20 protein-coding genes are annotated in these 17,413 nt (G+C 41.6%); 12 read left to right on the forward strand and 8 right to left on the reverse strand.

The window, feature by feature from the left end:
* The first annotated feature begins 89 nt into the window (after positions 1-89).
* The 4 genes from IEY67_RS22650 to IEY67_RS22665 are packed head-to-tail and all read left to right on the forward strand — an operon-like array spanning position 90 to position 3,946.
* On the forward strand, positions 90-1,358 hold the full coding sequence (locus tag IEY67_RS22650; protein WP_183672453.1) for a site-specific integrase: 1,269 nt from the start codon (positions 90-92) through the stop codon (positions 1,356-1,358).
* Complete coding sequence (locus IEY67_RS22655; protein ID WP_183672454.1) at positions 1,351-2,340, forward strand: tyrosine-type recombinase/integrase; 990 nt, start codon at positions 1,351-1,353, stop codon at positions 2,338-2,340. Before IEY67_RS22650 ends, IEY67_RS22655 begins: the two co-directional genes overlap by 8 nt.
* Positions 2,327-3,340, forward strand: coding sequence for a site-specific integrase (locus IEY67_RS22660; RefSeq protein ID WP_183672455.1), 1,014 nt, complete (start codon positions 2,327-2,329; stop codon positions 3,338-3,340). Before IEY67_RS22655 ends, IEY67_RS22660 begins: the two co-directional genes overlap by 14 nt.
* A gap of 12 nt (positions 3,341-3,352) precedes the next feature.
* On the forward strand, positions 3,353-3,946 hold the full coding sequence (locus IEY67_RS22665; protein WP_229801172.1) for an ORF6N domain-containing protein: 594 nt from the start codon (positions 3,353-3,355) through the stop codon (positions 3,944-3,946).
* A gap of 18 nt (positions 3,947-3,964) precedes the next feature.
* Here IEY67_RS22665 and IEY67_RS22670 read toward each other — a convergent pair whose 3' ends face one another.
* Complete coding sequence (locus IEY67_RS22670; RefSeq protein WP_183672456.1) at positions 3,965-4,810, reverse strand: endonuclease VIII; 846 nt, start codon at positions 4,808-4,810, stop codon at positions 3,965-3,967.
* A gap of 178 nt (positions 4,811-4,988) precedes the next feature.
* Between IEY67_RS22670 and IEY67_RS22675 the strand changes: the two genes are divergently transcribed.
* The 4 genes from IEY67_RS22675 to map all read left to right on the forward strand — a co-directional run bounded on the left by IEY67_RS22675 (position 4,989) and on the right by map (position 7,788).
* Positions 4,989-5,603 (forward strand): TetR/AcrR family transcriptional regulator, encoded by a 615-nt coding sequence (locus IEY67_RS22675; RefSeq protein ID WP_122375367.1) that lies wholly within the window; start codon positions 4,989-4,991, stop codon positions 5,601-5,603.
* Positions 5,596-6,324 carry a T9SS type B sorting domain-containing protein gene (locus IEY67_RS22680; protein ID WP_183672457.1) on the forward strand — a complete coding sequence of 243 codons (729 nt, stop codon included), beginning with the start codon at positions 5,596-5,598 and terminating at the stop codon, positions 6,322-6,324. The genes IEY67_RS22675 and IEY67_RS22680 overlap by 8 nt, the downstream gene beginning before the upstream one ends.
* On the forward strand, positions 6,321-6,851 hold the full coding sequence (locus IEY67_RS22685) for a hypothetical protein (protein WP_183672458.1): 531 nt from the start codon (positions 6,321-6,323) through the stop codon (positions 6,849-6,851). The genes IEY67_RS22680 and IEY67_RS22685 overlap by 4 nt, the downstream gene beginning before the upstream one ends.
* Positions 6,852-6,936: 85 nt before the next feature.
* Positions 6,937-7,788 carry a type I methionyl aminopeptidase gene (map, locus tag IEY67_RS22690; protein ID WP_183672459.1) on the forward strand — a complete coding sequence of 284 codons (852 nt, stop codon included), beginning with the start codon at positions 6,937-6,939 and terminating at the stop codon, positions 7,786-7,788.
* 165 nt (positions 7,789-7,953) lie between these two features.
* Here the strand turns inward: map and IEY67_RS22695 are convergent, their stop codons facing one another.
* Positions 7,954-8,265 (reverse strand): hypothetical protein, encoded by a 312-nt coding sequence (locus IEY67_RS22695; protein ID WP_147382550.1) that lies wholly within the window; start codon positions 8,263-8,265, stop codon positions 7,954-7,956.
* Between the two features lie 434 nt (positions 8,266-8,699).
* Between IEY67_RS22695 and IEY67_RS22700 the strand changes: the two genes are divergently transcribed.
* Together IEY67_RS22700 and IEY67_RS22705 are read left to right on the forward strand one after the other, a co-directional pair.
* Positions 8,700-10,430 (forward strand): serine protease, encoded by a 1,731-nt coding sequence (locus IEY67_RS22700; protein WP_183672460.1) that lies wholly within the window; start codon positions 8,700-8,702, stop codon positions 10,428-10,430.
* Between the two features lie 9 nt (positions 10,431-10,439).
* Positions 10,440-10,907: a hypothetical protein gene (locus IEY67_RS22705; protein WP_122352134.1), complete on the forward strand. Its 468-nt coding sequence runs from the start codon at positions 10,440-10,442 to the stop codon at positions 10,905-10,907.
* Between the two features lie 248 nt (positions 10,908-11,155).
* Here the strand turns inward: IEY67_RS22705 and IEY67_RS22710 are convergent, their stop codons facing one another.
* A complete protein-coding gene (locus IEY67_RS22710) occupies positions 11,156-12,382 on the reverse strand; it encodes a DUF763 domain-containing protein (protein ID WP_183672461.1) in 1,227 nt (408 codons plus the stop codon).
* Between the two features lie 110 nt (positions 12,383-12,492).
* Here IEY67_RS22710 and IEY67_RS22715 point away from each other — a divergent pair, with 110 nt between their 5' ends.
* Complete coding sequence (locus tag IEY67_RS22715) at positions 12,493-13,011, forward strand: DsbA family protein (protein WP_229801173.1); 519 nt, start codon at positions 12,493-12,495, stop codon at positions 13,009-13,011.
* 2 nt (positions 13,012-13,013) lie between these two features.
* The gene (locus IEY67_RS22720; protein WP_183672462.1) at positions 13,014-13,646 is read left to right on the forward strand and encodes a hypothetical protein; all 633 of its coding nucleotides are present in this window, start codon (positions 13,014-13,016) and stop codon (positions 13,644-13,646) included.
* A 115-nt stretch (positions 13,647-13,761) separates the two neighbouring features.
* Here the strand turns inward: IEY67_RS22720 and IEY67_RS22725 are convergent, their stop codons facing one another.
* The 5 genes from IEY67_RS22725 to IEY67_RS22745 form a co-directional block, all read right to left on the reverse strand.
* Positions 13,762-14,763, reverse strand: coding sequence for a GGGtGRT protein (locus IEY67_RS22725; RefSeq protein ID WP_122352138.1), 1,002 nt, complete (start codon positions 14,761-14,763; stop codon positions 13,762-13,764).
* Between the two features lie 7 nt (positions 14,764-14,770).
* Positions 14,771-14,962, reverse strand: a complete 192-nt coding sequence (locus IEY67_RS22730) for a hypothetical protein (protein WP_122352139.1) — start codon at positions 14,960-14,962, stop codon at positions 14,771-14,773.
* The gene (locus tag IEY67_RS22735) at positions 14,955-15,647 is read right to left on the reverse strand and encodes an iron-sulfur cluster assembly scaffold protein (RefSeq protein ID WP_075556747.1); all 693 of its coding nucleotides are present in this window, start codon (positions 15,645-15,647) and stop codon (positions 14,955-14,957) included. The genes IEY67_RS22730 and IEY67_RS22735 overlap by 8 nt, the downstream gene beginning before the upstream one ends.
* A gap of 123 nt (positions 15,648-15,770) precedes the next feature.
* Positions 15,771-16,217, reverse strand: a complete 447-nt coding sequence (locus IEY67_RS22740; RefSeq protein WP_122375336.1) for an OsmC family protein — start codon at positions 16,215-16,217, stop codon at positions 15,771-15,773.
* 14 nt (positions 16,218-16,231) lie between these two features.
* Positions 16,232-17,341 carry a TlpA disulfide reductase family protein gene (locus tag IEY67_RS22745; RefSeq protein WP_183672463.1) on the reverse strand — a complete coding sequence of 370 codons (1,110 nt, stop codon included), beginning with the start codon at positions 17,339-17,341 and terminating at the stop codon, positions 16,232-16,234.
* Positions 17,342-17,413 lie beyond the last annotated feature (72 nt).

Below are 17,413 nucleotides of genomic sequence, written 5' to 3' on the forward strand. Positions count from 1 at the left end.
ATAGAGCATAAGAGAATCAATAACTAAACATAATTTTTTGTATTTTACTGAGAGCAGTGATTTTGCTGTTCTTAGTAAAATATTTAGTTATGAGACCATTATTTAAATTCAGCATCCTTTCCTTGGATGAATTAACCGCCTCAGTTAGTAATTACATGTCAACACATTTTCTTCGGTCAAAAGTCACAATCCGCAATTATTACTGGGTTTGGCGAAAGTTAGATCGGTATATGTTCGAAAATGACATTGATATTTACACCCCTCTGGTAGGGAAATCCTTTTTAAGTCAGAGGTTTGGATTAAATCAGGATTATCGTAAACTGTCCACCTCCAATAAAAATTTTGTCAGATCGATTAAGATCTTATCAGAATACCAATCAACAGGGATTGTAAAACCATCAAAGCAAGAGGTGTCATTTTATGGAGAAATAGGAACTTTAATGCAATCCTATATTAATGCTTGTCGTTTGAGACGTTTAGTTCCGGATGCAATAGATCGATACGAGAGAACTCTCTATCGCTTTTTTTGTTTTCTGAATAGAATTAAAGTAGATGAAATCCAGAACATTAAGACTGTTCACATCTTACTGTATTTTAATAACCTTGACGCTCAGGTAAAGTCCCTTATACAAAATGCAGCTTCCATATTGAAGTTATTTTTTTCTTACTTGTATGACAACAACTATACACTTACAAATTTATCCCTGGCTGTTCCACGCCATAATATCAGGGAGCAACCCAAGCTACCATCATATTACTCAAAAGATGAGATAGAAAGCCTGCTGCAATCTATTGAAAGAAGTAGTGATTTGGGGAAGCGTGACTACGCAATAATTTTATTGGCTGCCCGACTAGGATTGAGAGCTTCAGATATTTGCAGTCTGAAGTTTGAAAATATTATATGGGACAAAAGCCTTATGCAATTGGATCAAAACAAAACAGGGAAACGGATAGAATTACCACTACTCACAGAATTAGGGAATGCAATTATTGATTATTTAAAACTCGCACGTCCGAAATCAAAAGAAACATATGTTTTCTTAAGAGCAAAAGCTCCTTTTACCCGACTTTATAGTGCCGCCATAACCTCTATTGTCCATAAACACCTTGTTCATGCTGGAATAAATATTGAAAACAGAAGACATGGAGCACATGCTTTGAGACATTCATTAGCTGGTGTACTGCTCGAACAAAGGACTACTCTTCCCATCATTTCTGAGGTTCTTGGTCATGGTAGTACAGAGTCCACGAAGTATTACTTGAGGATAGATTCTACATCCCTTAAACAATGTGCGCTTGAAGTACCTCCTGTTTTACAAAAGTTTTACACTCAAAAAGGAGGGATTTTTTATGCGTAAACATTATAACTTTACAGGGGCTTATGCTTTATACATTGAGCAATTGATTGCTTTGAAACAAAAATTAGGCTATAAATATACATCCGCACAAGAATTGCTGTTCCGGTTCGACCGGTTTACTATAGAAAGAGCGGAATTATCGCCTGGCATAACAAAAGAACTTTCAGACGCATGGTCTGAAAGAATAGGGTTTGAATCAGACAAATACAGGCAACGCAGAATCAGAATATTGGTACAGCTGTCTTCTTTAATGAATGATATTGGAGTACATTCATACATCCCTGTCTTTCCGAAAGTTCACGAACGTATTGTCATTCCATACATCTATTCTCAAACAGAGATTGTGGCTATATTCAAAGCTTGCGATGAAGTTCAAATAAGCCGTAGACTAATGAATTGCTATGTAATTATTTTACCTGCTCTGTTTCGGTTACTCTATAGCACGGGACTCCGCATAAATGAAGCATTGGCGCTTTTGGATGATGATATAAATTTGGATCAAAATTATTTGATCGTCAGGGATAGTAAAAATACTAAAGAACGTTTAATCCCTATCTCCGAGTCGCTTTCTTCTGTTTGTAAGGAATATCTACAATATAGGGATATGATGCCACTAAATAGGGATAAAAACTATTTCTTTGTTTCCCTGAATGGGAGCAAATGCAAAAGTGGAGTTGTGTATGGATGGTTCCGGAGAATCCTTTTGGATGCTGGTATTCCATACAAGGGGAACCACCAAGGACCTCGCATCCATGACTTAAGACATACATTTGCCGTGCATTCTCTTGCTAAAATGGCAGAGGAAGGTACTGACTTGTATTGTGCATTACCTTACTTGTCTATCTACCTTGGTCATCAGTCAATAAGGGCGACAAACGGATATGTGAGATTGACCGCTGAAATGTATCCAGAGTTGCTTAAGAATGTCAATGTTGTATGTTTGAACGTTTTCCCTAAAACAGAATATCATGAATCCAACTGATTTCTCAAAACACTTATCTGGCTTTTTAATCAAATACTTGCCCGGAGAACGCGGTGTAAGCACCAACACTATCAGCTCTTATAAATACACATTTTTATTACTTGTCACCTTTGTTCAAGAGAAGAAGGGTCTCAATATAAAAGTACTTACTATTAAATGTATAACAAAAGAACTTGTTGTGGAATTTCTTGATTGGCTACAAAAGGAAAGGCACAACGGCAATTCAACTCGAAACGCGCGGCTTGCAGCCATCCATGCTTTTTATCGTTACCTACAGTATCAAGCTATAGAGAACCTTTATGAATGCCAAAGAATATTATCTATCAAAAATAAGAAGACTGAGACGAAATTTTTAAATTACTTGACAATAGAGGGTGTTGCATTAATTTTAAAGCAACCCGATATATCTACCATGCGTGGCAGACGTGACCTGGCTTTATTGTCATTGATGTATGACACAGGAGCACGAGTACAAGAAATAGCCGACTTGATAGCTTCATCCGTCCGCCTCGACAAGCCATATGTGATAAAAATCAAAGGAAAGGGTAACAAGGTGCGGATTGTACCAATGTTGGATGGACAAGTGGCACATTTACTAAAATATATGATTGAGCATAAACTTACTGATAAGTATGCCAATCAGTATCCTTTATTTTGTAATAAGCATAATGAGAAACTAACGCGTGGTGGAATCACATACATTCTCTTGAAATATGCAGAAATGGCAAGAAAAGAATCAACATCGCTTATTCCTGATGGTATTGGCTGCCACTCGTTCCGCCATTCTAAGGCAATGCACTTATTACAAGCGAATGTGCCATTAATTTACATCCGGGACTTTTTAGGACACACTTCTGTCACAACTACAGAGATTTATGCAAGAGCGGATTCTAAACAGAAACGTGATGCCATTGAAAAAGCCTATGCGGATGTGATGCCAAACGAAACTCCTATGTGGGTCAATAATGACAACTTGTTAGAGTGGCTAAAGAGCCTATAAAGAAAAATGATTATGTACAGAGATATGAGAAAATGTCCTGATGGAAGACACTTGCAGAATTGTACTGTACATAATCGTTTACTGTGCATAATGGCGGAACTTTACCAAGTAGAAGTTCGAATATTGAATCAGGCTGTAAAAAGAAATATAAAACGATTCCCTAGTGATTTTATGTTTCAATTGACTTCTGATGAATGGGCAATCTTGAAATCACAGTTTGTGACTTCAAGTTGGGGAGGTATTCGTAAGTTACCTAATGCTTTTACTGAGCAGGGTTTAGCAATGTTGTCTGGTGTTTTGAGTAGCGATGTTGCCATAAATGTGAATATCTCAATAATGAGGGCCTTCGTTGCAATACGAAATGGTATCCGTAATAATCAGGAACTTGAAGATCTAAAAAATCGTATCAAAGCATTGGAAGATGGAAGTGAAGATACGATAGCTGCAATAAATGACCTTAGCGAGGATACCCGAAAAGAATTAGATGATATTTATTTAGCTTTATCGCAATTAGCTGGCAAACAGAAACAAATTGATAAACAAGTAGAACGTAAACCTATTGGTTTTATTCATTATCAAGATAAAAGGCAGGTAGAGAAAGATTAATCCTAAAAAGAAATATTTTTACGGTTGAGTCAACTTCTGACATTCAAAGCAATAATAGATACTGCCTCCCATATAACTCTCTTTGCGTATATCTTCTCCGCAAACCGGGCAAGGCTTGCCGGTGGTATCTTTGGATAGTATGGGGATATAGCGGCCTTTATTTCCGAGCAGGTCTGTTTCCGAATTACGTCCGCCTGCCTGATAGATTTCCTGAAGTGTCGCTTTAGTGCAATGAAACAACGTATCTTTCTGTTTTTCAGATAATATGTTGATACGAGTTTTAGGATGGATACGTGCTTTGAACAGGATGTCCTGTAAAACTCCGTTTCCTAATCCCGGTATCGTTTGCTCGGTCGCAAGGAAAGCCTTTGCCGTTTTCTTTTGTTTCTCCTCACTGTTTATCAGGCTCAGAAAATAGGTTTTGTCGAAAGCTTCCGAAAGCACCTGTGGTTTGGTACGTGCCCCTTCACGATAGGAGCTGAAGCTGCAATCGAAAGCACCGTCAGGAAAACACATGACTGCCCCGTACATCCGGACGGATCCCATGATACAACTCTCGTCTTCGAAAGCAATGAGCAACTGGTGTTTTTCCGGTATCTTTTCACCGGGAGCGTAGTACCGGATATTCATCCCGTCTCCGAATAATAAACGCACATCTTCTATATCTATCTCGATCAGACCACCATAGGCATGAGCTTCCCCAATTATCTTACCGGTAAGCATCCCCGAATAATTAGCCGGATCTCCATAGAACCATGCAAACTTATGAGGTGTATATCCTGCGCTGACAAATGTAATTCTTTTCCCTTTAATCGTTTGATTCATCTGCTCGGAGATGTACAAGGCTTCCGGTGCTTCTATCATTTTTAACAGGTTTATTCGTTATGTATGTTTTTACTTGGTAAACATACGAATATATCTCTGTTTAGAAAGCAACCGGATCGCTTTTTCTGAAGAAATAAATAAAATAATTAGTTTTTTCTTGTGATGTTACCGCTGGGTAACTTATGTTTGTGACCGAATGGTAACAACAGTAAGAATGATGGAAAAAGAAAGAATGAGTAAAAACAGAGAATTGACGGAGTTGGCTTTCCTGAAGGCGATAGATGACTTGATAGAGGAAGACGGTTTTGAGAACCTCGGAGTAAATGCCGTGGCAGCAAAAGCCGGATTGTCGAAGATGTTGATCTATCGTTATTTTGAATCGTTGGACGGACTGATCGTCGCCTATATTCAACGGAATGACTATTGGATCAACCTGGAGCCGGAATTGCCTGATGTAGCACATTTGGGAGACTTCGTCAAGAAGTTATTTCGTGATCAGATCACGATGTTGCGCGACAGTTACACCTTGAGACGGTTGTATCGCTGGGAGCTTTCAGCGAAAAATAAAGTAATAAAAGAGTTACGCGAAAGGAGGGAGGCAAAAGGCATCTGGCTGATTGAAGCAGTCAGCCGATTAACGAACCGGCCGAAAGAGGATATAGCCGTTATGGCGACTGTCCTGACTTCTTCCATCACTTATCTTGTCCTGCTGGAAGAAAATTGTCCGGTTTACAATGGCTTCAAACTGCAAAGTGAGACAGGCTGGGAACAACTGGAGAAAGGATTAGACCGATTGATCGATAACTGGATTAAAAATTATACAAATGAATAAGACAAGTATTTTTGCTGGAGCCTGCATGGTTTTGCTGGCTTGTTGTTCATGCAACAATGATTTGGTGGAGTATAAAAAGAATGACCTGAAAATCACGTTGGAGAAAGGCGAATCATGGTTGCATGACTTTCCCTTGTTCCTGGGAATAAACAAAAAGAATCCTCCCCAGATAGCTATATGGTTGGAAGACAGGGATGGCAACTATCTCTCTACAGTTTATGTGACCCATAAGATCGCGACCCAAAGCTGGCAAATGGCAGGTAAAAACAGAAGGAAGGAGTCTTTGCCGCACTGGAGTTACTCACGTGGAGTAAAATATGATGACGGACTGTATCTGCCGACCAAAAAAGAACCTTTTACGGATGGTCTGACAGGAGCGACCCCGCATGACGGTTTCGATGTGAAGATGCAGCCTGCGGAAGGATTGAAGCAGTTCAGAGTGAAAATAGAAATCAATCATTCCACCGATTTTAATGACAACTATCCAAAATCGGCTCAGGAGGGAGATAAGAATTATTCAGGCGGAAAGGAGGGGAGTGGACAACCTGCCGTTATCTATGCAGCGGATATCGACCTGTCGTCGGATGCTACATCGTATGTCGCTACGCTGGTCGGACATAGTTCGCCGGACGGAAGTGACGGACAGATATATCCGGATACCTCTTCCCTGACCTCCGCTTTACAGATTGTAAAACAGATCACAATAACGATCCAGCCATGAAACAATACCTGTTCGTATTTTTCTTTATTCTGATACCTTTTGTGTCAAAAGGTCAAACGGATTATAAACCTGTTCAATATCAGGTAACTGTCAGTACGGGGATTCCGATGAACACGCCTTCTGCTGTCCCGTTCGTACTGGAGGGTAAAGCATTCTATCGCTTTAGCAACCGTTTTTCGGTCGGATTAGGGAGTGGATTTTCCCTTTATGACGGAGATATTCTGATCCCTTTAACCGGTAATTTGCAATTCGATCTGTTGAAACCGGTCCGGTTTACTCCTTATCTCGATTGTTCGGTCGGTTATTCTTTTGCTCCTTCCGGAAAGATGGTGGGAGGGTTTTATTTGTCGCCTTCTGTCGGGGTCCGGATGAATGTATGGTCTGATAAGAAACTTTTGTTTGCTTTGGGATATGGGCTACAGGATCTAAAACGTTTACGGGAATATTCAACCTCCCATTTTGTTTCTTCTTATGAAGAATCATTGAATTATCATTGTCTTTTAGTCAAACTGGGTGTCATTTTTTGAACTTTATTAAACTGATTTTACCTGTAAAGATTAAAAACTAATGTACCTTTGTTGTGTTATTACTAAAGAATAACGGAATAAATGTATGAGAAAAAGAAATAATTGGCAGATAATCAAGGGCCAACCACTTACCGAACTAGATAAAAAGATTCTCTATCTCCAGAATAAAGGTCATTTGGTTCCTTCCCGGAAATTGATTAAAACAGAAGAACAGATTGAAGGTATCCGCAAAAGCGGAGTTGTAAATTCAGGAATCCTCGATTTAGTGGGAAAGGAAATAAAAGCCGGTATGTCGACCGCTGAAATAGATAAACTGGTCTATGACTATACGATTTCCCACGGGGCTATCCCGGCTCCGTTGAATTTTGAAGGATTTCCGAAGAGTGTCTGTACTTCCGTCAATGAGGTTGTTTGTCATGGAATTCCCAGTGAAAAAGAGATATTGAGAGAAGGTGATATCATCAATGTAGATGTTTCTACGATCCTGGACGGTTATTATTCGGATGCTTCCCGGATGTATATGATCGGCAAGGTTTCTCCAGAAAAAGAGAAATTGGTGCGTGTGGCAAAGGAATGTCTGGAAATAGGTGTGGAAGCTGCTAAACCTTTCGGCTATGTGGGCGATATCGGTCATGCGATCCAGAAACATGCGGAGAAGAATGGTTTTTCGGTAGTCCGTGACTTATGCGGTCATGGAGTAGGCCTGGAATTTCATGAAGAGCCGGAAGTTACCCATTTCGGCCGTAAAGGAACCGGTATGTTACTGGTTCCGGGCATGGTTTTCACCATCGAGCCGATGATCAATATGGGAACATATCGTGTTTATATTGCGGAAGAAGATGGCTGGACTGTCATTACCGACGACGAACTTCCTTCCGCCCAATGGGAACATACTTTCGTGATGCGGGAAGACGGACTGGAGATATTATCCGATTAAAGTAAGTTTTATTGTTGAAATACTTATGTTTTTCTGATTAAATACTTATGTATCTGGGAACAAATACTTAAGTGTTTTAGCATGAATCCATAAGTATTTCAAACAGTACGTTGCAGGTTTCAGGTGGTTTAAATATTTATAAACCATCTATTTATCCTGAAGGGTTTATTTTTCCTTGCATTTATGAGGCTGTATGTAATCCCATTCCTGCAGTTTCCCGTCAAGCAGACGCAACCTATAAGTTCCCTCCACATAGTCAACGTATCCAAGCGTCTCCAGATAACCTGTAGGAGTTTGTTTTACTTCCAGCCTTTTATAAGTATTCCCCATAATATTTATAACATCCTGCCTTGCCATTCCCAATTCCAGTTTTTGAATATTGTTATCAGCAGCCATCGCGTTTGATAGCGTTGCTCCGCAGGAAGTTAACAGGCATATCGAAAGAACTGATAAAAGTGCATATTTAATTATATTCATGGTATGTTTGCTATCCGTTAATTTCTGACAAATAATGAACTTTCGCAATATACTACTATTATTTGATATGTGGTAGGTATCTATTGAAAATAAACATATATGTTTTGTCTGCAAAGCATATATGTTTTGAAGTCAAAAGTCCCTGGTTTTGTATTCAAAAGACCCTGGTTTTCCGAAAAAGGCGGCTGTATAATTACTTTTCATTCCGAAGCCCCGGATATCAACGCATGAAAATGACTGAAACCTGAAACGTGTATTATTGTATCTCCCGCCATGATGTTTAATAAAGGTGATAGCAAGCTCTCCGCCGTCTTTGGTTGTGAAAAGGAATAACATTTTAAATTTCATAAGCGGATAATTTTATACTCAGACAATATGTACTCAGATAATAAAGTATTACATTTGTCGGCATATCTGATAACATGAGAAAAGAAATGAAACGAATACTATTACTTATTTTGATTTGTTGCCACCTATTACCGGCAACTGCGCAGAAAAACGCCGCTCCTAAATGGATGGACAAAAGTAAAAAAGCTGTTGTTTTAATCACTACATACGGGAAAGACGGAACCAAACTTACCTCGGGAACAGGCATTTTTGTTTCTGAAACAGGGGATGTCCTTACAGCTTACGATCTGTTCAAAGGGGCAGAAAAGGCAACGGTGACGGATGTGGAAGGAAAAACATATCCGGTTACAACGATCGTCGGTGCGGATGAATTGTATGATGTTATAAAGGTGAAAGCGGAAACTCCCAAAAAGGTACAGTTCTTTCCTATCGCTGCCGATCCGCTGGCTGTAGGTGCTGTAGCTTATTTATTACCCTATACAACAGAAAAAAAAGCTGATTTTGAACAGGGAACGATTACGGAGGTCAGCAAACTGAAAGATCCGTACAGTTACTACAAATTATCCATTCCGTTGGAAGATGCCCGGGTGAACTCGCCGATATTGAATGCCGAAGGTGAAGTTTTCGGTTTGGCGCAGGCTGATGCATCCGGTAAGAAAGATGTATCGTATGCCGTTTCGGCATCTTATGTGAATAGTCTGTCTATAGCTCCCACCGATTTCCTGAATTCCGTATATAATAGTATAGGGATAAAGAAAGCATGGCCGGCAGACGTAGAGCAGGCCCAGGTCGCTTTGTTCCTGAAAGGAAGTACACAGGATGTAAAAACATATCTGGAAACATTGAACGATTTTATCGCGACATTCCCGAGTTCTGTTGACGGCTATCTGAACCGTGCCAATCATTATGCCGGACGCCGTGCCGAACTTGCTTCTACTCCTGCAGAGCAGGATAAGTATCTGAAATTGGCGTTGGACGATATTGAAACAGCTTCCAAATACAGCAATAAAAAAGGAGATGTATATTATAATAAAGCGAAACTGATCTATAGCGTAGCTGCCACCGATACGACTTTGACCGATCCGGCATGGACTGTACAGGCTGCAATGGAAACAATTCAGAAAGCTATAAGTGAAGAGGATCTTCCGGTTTATCATCAGTTGGCGGGAGATATTCATTTCTTCCTGAAAGAATTCGACCAGGCTTATAACGAATATATGATCGTGAACAATAGTGACCTGGCATCGCCTAGCTCTTTCTATTGGGCTGCTAAGGCTAAGGAAAATACACCCGGATTCAATATCGGAGATGTGATCGCCCTGCTGGATAATGCTGTAGAAAAGTGTGGGTTACCGCTTACATCCGATGCCGGTCAGTTTATTCTGGAGCGTGTGGACTGGAAACTCCGTCTGTCACAGTATGCAGAAGCGGTCGAAGATTATGACTTGTATTATAAAGCAATGAACGGCAGTGTCGGCAGCGATTTTTATTTCTACCGTGAACAGGCTAAATTCCGTGCCGGCGATATGGATGGTGCTTTGGCTGATATCAAAGAAGCCGTTCGCCTGAGTCCGGATATCCCGGATTACCGTGCGGAAGAAGCATCTGTCTATGTTCGTTTGAAAAACTATACGGAAGCATTGGCATGTATTGATGAGGCATTGAAGGTTGCTCCTGATTTTGCAGCTTGTTATCGTCTGAAAGGTATTTGTTATGTACGTATGGAAAAGAAAGCAGAAGCCTGTGAAGCCTTGAATAAGGCAAAAGAACTGGGTGATCCGTTAGCTGAAAGACTGATAAAGGAACATTGTAAATAAGGACCGGATATGAATAACGTGAAAAGTATTTTCATTATTGCTGCTGTGGGCTTGTGCCTGATCGGTACAAGTGGTTGTAAAGGTAAGTCGGAGCAGGGGGGAGATCAAACAGTAGAGAAGACAGGAACCCGTGCGAAAGTTAAGGCGACTCTTTTTGATAAATCACTTCCCGAGATCAAGGAATTTGTCAATGGAAAGTGGGAATTGGTCAGCGGCCAGAACGCCGGTCAGCTTTGCGAGTTTGAAAATACTTTCATTGTATTTGACGGCGATAAATATATCTGGTCGGAAGATGGAAAAGACGAACCCGGCGATCTGAACTGGCGGAAAGCCGATACGGGGGTAGGATACGAAGCCTATCTGATGGATGTCTTTTATGCAACCAATCCGGCTTATCCGTTGTCGATAAACGGCGATACCTTGTTTATCCAGGATTGTACGGAGACTGGGTATAAATATACGTTGGTACGACGCTAGTGAAGATTTTATTATAACAAGTGCTTTCGGTTTTAACAGGCAGTATCGGCAATCATAAGAGAACGCTTTGCGTTCTCTGAAAGGCCTCAGCTGGTGAGCGTAAAGCGCAGCATCCGTAGAGAGCGTCCGGAGCATCCGTTGTTTGAGCGCAGCGAGTTTCGGAGGCGACAGCGAACGCAGGATGCGGAGTAGCGAGGCAGGTGCAGCCTTGAACTTTTGGTTACTTTTCTTTCAAGAGAAAAGTAACTTTAATCCCACAGACTTAATTGTATTCCACCTTCTCCTTTGTCCTCTTTTTTCTTTACGGGCTTTTTGGCATTTCCGAAAACAGTTTTTCCTTTGTATTTGTAAGAATTATCCCGTTCGTATTGTACCCAATCATCGAAATAGTTGTTGGGCGTATAGCCTTTTTCCATCTCCTGTGATATTTTGGAAAGGTTCTTTAGTGCATCGGACTTGTCTTTCTCTCCGAGATGTGCCTTATGGATTGCATTGTTAAACACTTCAATAGTCTCGTCATAAACACTTGTCGGAACCGGGAACGGATGCCCGTCTTTTCCCCCGTGGGCAAAAGAGAAACGTGCCGGATCGGAGAACCGGGAAGGCGTCCCATGTATCACTTCGCTGACTAAAGTGAGTGATTGTAATGTTCTTGGTCCCACTCCCTCCAACAAAAGAAGCGATTCCATATCGGATATATTTGTTTCATGAGCCAGAATCAGAGCGGCTCCCAGCCGTTTAAGATTTACATCTTCAGCTTTTACTTCATGGTGATTGGGAAGGATAATGGAAACTTCGCGCATCAGCTTGTCGGGGGATTCTTTTGTCAGTTCGACAATACCTTCTTTTGTCGGTGCAGCCAGTTTATCCGTCAGATTGAGAATCAATCCCTGGTTCCTTCCGCAAACAGAAGTATGCGGCTCTTCCATAAAAGAACGGAGTGAAGACGAAAGCCAGTGATAACGCCGTGCCATGCGTTCATTCGGGTTCATCCCCTGTTGGATGACAGACCAGTCGCCCTCTTTGGTAACGATAAATGTATGCAGATAAAGCTGAAAACCATCCTGTACAGCTGTGTTATCGACCTTAGCTGCCAGCTTGCTGTGTCTTACCAATTCATTCCCGTTTAATCCGGTTTTGTTGGCTACCTCCAGCAATTGATTAGGTGTTTCTCTCGAAAACTTACCTCTTCCTCCGCAAATATAAACACCAAGTTCTTCTGAACGGTAATTGATCGCTTTTCTCAGGGCATTCATAACAGACGTTGTAATACCAGACGAATGCCAGTCCATTCCCAGCACGCAGCCTAACGACTGAAACCAGAACGGATCACTCAGGCGTTGCAGCAAAGCCGGACGTCCGTATTCGATGATGATGGCTTCTGCAATAGCTCCGCCAAGCAGGCTCATTCGTTCGGCCAACCAGGGTGGAACGGTTCCGTAATGTAATGGTAAATCTGCTGTACCTCTTTTCATAGATGCGAAGATAGCTAAAAAACAGAATCGGTTCAGTTAATGAAATGCTAATATAAACAACAAAAGAAAAGTCTGTGATGTTATTAATTAGAAATCAAATAGTAACAGCTATGTATTTGGAAGTAAATAAGAACGATCACGTTCAAGGTCCGGTCAATGCACCGATAGAATTAATTGAGTATGCTGATTATCAGTGTCCTTATTGTAGAAAAGCTTATCATATAGTAAAAGATATACAGAAGAAACTCGGTGACAAAGTGCAGTTTGTTTTTCGTAACTTCCCGTTGACGGAGTTACATCCGCACGCTTTGCATGCTGCTATTGCAGCAGAGATCGCTGCTTCTCATGGCAAGTTCTGGGAAATGCACGATCTTCTTTTTGAAAATCAAAATGCGTTGGATGACTATTATCTGCTGGAATATGCTAAGAAGTTAGGAATAAATGCCGCAGAGTTTGAAACGGATTTCGGCAAAGACCGTTTCTATCAGAAAGTAAAAGATGACTACGATTCCGGATTGGAAAATGATGTACAGGGAACGCCAACTTTCTTCGTTAACGGTGAAGTCTTTGACGGGAACTGGACGACTTCCGAATTCATCGAATATCTGGAGTCTTTAATTTCAAAATGAAAATGAAAAAAATAAGTTTGATCATACTGACCTCTTTCTTGTTGGTAGCTTGCGGAGCATATAAATATCTGGATCTGGGTATGTTGACCACGGGTATGACTGTTGCCGAGGTGGAGAACATGATGGGACCTCCTAACCGGGTATTGGCTGTAAACAAGAAAGATGGTTATGTGCAGGAAGTTTTGGAATATCGGACAGCCCGTGATGAAGTGTATGCGTTGGAGTTCTGGGATAATTATCTGACAGGATATGAATATTTGTATGACGATGTGACCTATATTCCACCGGTAGCTCCTCCGATGATATTCCCGGATTATGGTCGTCCTATTTATATTTACCCTCCGGACCATCATCATTCGAATCGTCCGAACAAGCCTAACCGTCCCGGCTCGAATCGCCCGGAGTCCAATCGACCAAGTCGTCCGGAGTCAAACAGACCCGGCTCGAATCGTCCCGAATCGAATAGGCCAAGCCGTCCGGAAACCAATCGTCCGCAGACAAAACCTTCAGAAGTTACCCGTCCGTCGAATAGCGGAACAAGTAACCGTACGGAACAGTATAGAAATCCAACGAATAGTGAGTCAAAAACGAATGACAGATCAAATACAAACGGAAGGAATGGGGGACGAAGATAGTAAGTCTTTATTCCACATTTTCTTTTCTATTGAATGGCGTGTAACTGAGATATGGTATATAAAAAAGCCCCTGCAATCTTATGCTGCAAGGGCTTTACTATATCAGTAAGTTTAATTACTTCTTCATAGCTTCCTCGATAGCAACAGCTACAGCAACAGTAGCACCTACCATCGGGTTGTTACCCATACCCAGGAATCCCATCATTTCTACGTGAGCAGGAACGGATGAAGAACCAGCGAACTGAGCGTCACCGTGCATACGGCCCATCGTGTCTGTCATGCCGTAAGAAGCAGGACCGGCAGCCATATTATCCGGGTGCAGAGTACGGCCTGTACCACCACCTGAAGCAACAGAGAAATAGTTGTGACCGTTTTCCATACATTCTTTCTTGTATGTACCGGCTACCGGGTGCTGGAAACGAGTCGGGTTAGTTGAGTTACCTGTGATAGATACGTCAACACCTTCAGCACGCATTACAGCAACACCTTCACGAACATCGTCGCAACCATAGCATTTTACTTTTGCACGAAGACCTGTAGAATACGGATATTCTTTGATCACGTTCAAAGCACCTGTTGCATAGTCGAACTGAGTCTGAACATAAGTAAAGCCATTGATACGTGAAATGATCATAGCTGCATCTTTACCCAGACCGTTCAGGATAACGCGCAACGGTTCTTTACGAACTTTGTTTGCCATTTCTGCGATCTTGATAGCACCTTCAGCAGCAGCGAAAGATTCGTGACCGGCTAAGAATGCGAAACATTTTGTTTCTTCACGAAGCAGACGTGCACCCAGGTTACCGTGGCCGATACCAACCTTACGGTCGTCAGCAACAGAACCAGCGATACAGAATGCCTGCAGACCGATACCGATAGCTTCGGCAGCGTCAGCAGCGCTTGTGCAACCTTTCTTGATAGCGATAGCAGCACCTACAACGTAAGCCCAGCATGCATTTTCGAAACAAATAGGTTGAGTTTCCTTACACATTGTATAAGGATCGATACCTTTAGCGTCGCAGATAGCTTTTGCATCTTCGATACCGTTGATACCATATTCTTTTAAAACCGCGTTGATGTGATCAATACGACGGTCGTAACTTTCAAATAAAGCCATATTATTTTTACTTTTTTAAATTCTTATTTACCAGGAATAAAGATATTAGAAAGTTGAAAACAAGTACACCGCCGCAACAGGCCATATAGAATGCCATCCAGGGACGGTCCGGCTTCATAACGAAGTAGGTGATTACCGTCGCGATAACAGTTATGATTATTAGCCCGGTCAGGACGCGTGTCAGTGTTTTCTTATTCATTACGAGGGTCGATATATTTTACAGCTTCTTTGAAACGACCGTAAGAACTTTTCGCTTTTTCCAGTGCTTCGTTAGCATCGATGCCTTTCTTTACCATATCCATGAATTTACCCAGGTGGATGAATTCATATCCGATCACCTGATCGTCAGCATCCAATGCCATACGAGTACAGTAACCTTCTGCCATTTCCAGGTAACGAACACCTTTAGCCAAAGTACCGAACATAGTACCAACCTGGCTACGCAGACCTTTACCTAAGTCTTCCAGACCGGCTCCGATAGGCAGACCACCTTCAGAGAAAGCAGACTGAGTACGTCCGTAAACGATCTGCAGGAATAATTCGCGCATAGCTGTATTGATAGCGTCGCAAACAAGGTCAGTGTTCAATGCTTCCAGAAGTGTTTTGCCCGGAAGGATTTCTGATGCCATCGCAGCAGAGTGAGTCATACCAGAGCAACCGATAGTTTCAACCAGAGCTTCCTGAATGATTCCTTCCTTAACGTTCAGTGTCAGTTTACATGCACCTTGCTGAGGAGCACACCAACCCACACCATGAGTCAAACCTGAGATGTCAGTGATCTGAGTAGATCTAACCCATTTTCCTTCTTCAGGAATCGGAGCACAAGGATGGTTGGCTCCCTTCTTTACAACACACATGTGTTGAACTTCATGTGAATAAATCATAATCGCTAATTTATTATATTAAAGTGATAATAAAACTTTATGCTAATTTTTATGTAATATCGCTTTCTAAAAGACCGCACAAAGATAAAATTTTTAATTCAGCCATGCAAGACGGAAAGTTCGTTATTTATCGATAGGCTGAATATTAAGTTCGGTACCGTTAAGCAGTATCCGGTAAGTGATGGGGCCTATCTTTTTCATCATAAGCGCTACACCGCAGTATTTTTCCTGTGAGAGACGGATCGCTTTTTCTATCCGGGCACTGTCTTCTGTGTTTCCTGTAACATGGTAAGTAACATCGAAAGCAGTATAAAGCATCGGGATCGTATCGGATGTCTCTGCTTTGACATCGATCGACAGTTTGTCGAAGCGAACTCTCATTTTCTTGAAAAGAGAGATCACGTCGACACCGCTGCAACCGGCCATAGCAACGAGCATCAACGCTTTCGGGCGGACACCCGAACCGGTGCCGCCGTCTTCTTTGCTGGTGTCGATCGTTACCGTATGGCCATCCATCTGGGTTTCAAAGGTAGAATCCTTTTTCCAGTCGAGAGTGATTTGGGCAGACATATCGTAACTTTTTATTATTTAAGTGCTTCCTGTAATTTGGCATCTATTTCTTCGCCATGAATATTCTTGGCAATGATCGTACCGTCTTTATCGACCAGGATCGTATGAGGAATGCTGTTCACGCCATATAAGGCAGCACCAGCATTCTGCCATCCTTTCAGGTCGGAAAGCTGTGTCCAGGTAATGTTCAGGTCCTTTACACCTTTGGCCCAGGCTTCCGGTTTGCTGTCGAGCGAAATACCTACTATTTCAAAACCTTTATTTTTATATTGTTTGTACAATTCAACCAGATGCGGCATTTTTTTGCGACAGGGAGGACACCAGGATGCCCAGAAGTCGATCAGGACAACTTTGCCGTTGCCTACGAATTCTGACAGGTTATGAACTTCACCTTTCGGATCAGCCATTTCGAAGTCAGTGAATTTTTTACCGACTGCAACGTTTTTCAGAACTTCCAGATGACTGACCATTTTGTCGATATTTGGCTGTGCCTTAAAGGTTGAGTCGGCTTTTGACAGTATTTCGTTCTGTTGCTCTTCACTCAGGTTGTAACGGTTATCGTATAAATATCTGGCAGACATTTTCTGGTCCATATGAGCCAGAATATAGTTACAGATAGCCTTGGTTATTTTGTCGCTGATTTCATCGTACTTCTTTTCTGCAGCAGCGGCAACCGTTTTATCTTCGGAACGTATTTCGTCTCCCAGTTTTCCCATTTCATCGAAAAATGGTTTGAGACTGTCTTTCATAGCCTTTTCTGCATCGTTGGCGGGAGTTCCGGTTACACTTGATAAGGTGTCCAGGTAGATAGTTAGTTTACCGTTTTCAAGTGTGAACGTTGTCTTGAATGGAGTAGCTATGCCGCGTTCTGCCTGAACAACATCGGGCGAGAACTGAATGATCGTAATCAGTGATTCATTTTGAGTACCCTTGAATTTGAATGTATTATTTTCTACCAGCGCACTGTCGAAAGGTAAAACATCCGGATTTCCGTACTCATAAAGATATACGTAATTCCCGTTCAGATCGGCGTTTGAAACTGTACCGGTTATTTCGTAACCCGGTTTTTCGCTGCAAGCTGCAAGAAGCAGGGCGGAGGCAGCCAATGAAAGATACTTTTTCATATATTATATGTGTTAAAACGATGTCATCACCTTGTAATTTGCGAAGTTATCGCTTTATTAATTATAGTTTAT

The sequence above is a fragment of the Parabacteroides faecis genome, assembly GCF_014647375.1.
GTDB lineage: Bacteria > Bacteroidota > Bacteroidia > Bacteroidales > Tannerellaceae > Parabacteroides > Parabacteroides faecis.

Bases quoted from the DNA above. Each gene is read 5' to 3' on its own strand.
- map (WP_183672459.1), top strand. From the start codon at position 6,937: ATGAGAAAAAGAAATAATTGGCAGATAATCAAGGGCCAACCACTTACC.
- IEY67_RS22735 (WP_075556747.1), bottom strand. From the start codon at position 15,647: ATGATTTATTCACATGAAGTTCAACACATGTGTGTTGTAAAGAAGGGA.
- IEY67_RS22685 (WP_183672458.1), top strand. From the start codon at position 6,321: ATGAAACAATACCTGTTCGTATTTTTCTTTATTCTGATACCTTTTGTG.
- IEY67_RS22720 (WP_183672462.1), top strand. From the start codon at position 13,014: ATGAAAAAAATAAGTTTGATCATACTGACCTCTTTCTTGTTGGTAGCT.
- IEY67_RS22705 (WP_122352134.1), top strand. From the start codon at position 10,440: ATGAATAACGTGAAAAGTATTTTCATTATTGCTGCTGTGGGCTTGTGC.
- IEY67_RS22730 (WP_122352139.1), bottom strand. From the start codon at position 14,962: ATGAATAAGAAAACACTGACACGCGTCCTGACCGGGCTAATAATCATA.
- IEY67_RS22710 (WP_183672461.1), bottom strand. From the start codon at position 12,382: ATGAAAAGAGGTACAGCAGATTTACCATTACATTACGGAACCGTTCCA.
- IEY67_RS22660 (WP_183672455.1), top strand. From the start codon at position 2,327: ATGAATCCAACTGATTTCTCAAAACACTTATCTGGCTTTTTAATCAAA.
- IEY67_RS22740 (WP_122375336.1), bottom strand. From the start codon at position 16,217: ATGTCTGCCCAAATCACTCTCGACTGGAAAAAGGATTCTACCTTTGAA.
- IEY67_RS22670 (WP_183672456.1), bottom strand. From the start codon at position 4,810: ATGATAGAAGCACCGGAAGCCTTGTACATCTCCGAGCAGATGAATCAA.
- IEY67_RS22675 (WP_122375367.1), top strand. From the start codon at position 4,989: ATGGAAAAAGAAAGAATGAGTAAAAACAGAGAATTGACGGAGTTGGCT.
- IEY67_RS22700 (WP_183672460.1), top strand. From the start codon at position 8,700: ATGAAACGAATACTATTACTTATTTTGATTTGTTGCCACCTATTACCG.
- IEY67_RS22725 (WP_122352138.1), bottom strand. From the start codon at position 14,763: ATGGCTTTATTTGAAAGTTACGACCGTCGTATTGATCACATCAACGCG.
- IEY67_RS22665 (WP_229801172.1), top strand. From the start codon at position 3,353: ATGTACAGAGATATGAGAAAATGTCCTGATGGAAGACACTTGCAGAAT.
- IEY67_RS22745 (WP_183672463.1), bottom strand. From the start codon at position 17,341: ATGAAAAAGTATCTTTCATTGGCTGCCTCCGCCCTGCTTCTTGCAGCT.
- IEY67_RS22650 (WP_183672453.1), top strand. From the start codon at position 90: ATGAGACCATTATTTAAATTCAGCATCCTTTCCTTGGATGAATTAACC.
- IEY67_RS22695 (WP_147382550.1), bottom strand. From the start codon at position 8,265: ATGAATATAATTAAATATGCACTTTTATCAGTTCTTTCGATATGCCTG.
- IEY67_RS22680 (WP_183672457.1), top strand. From the start codon at position 5,596: ATGAATAAGACAAGTATTTTTGCTGGAGCCTGCATGGTTTTGCTGGCT.
- IEY67_RS22655 (WP_183672454.1), top strand. From the start codon at position 1,351: ATGCGTAAACATTATAACTTTACAGGGGCTTATGCTTTATACATTGAG.
- IEY67_RS22715 (WP_229801173.1), top strand. From the start codon at position 12,493: ATGTATTTGGAAGTAAATAAGAACGATCACGTTCAAGGTCCGGTCAAT.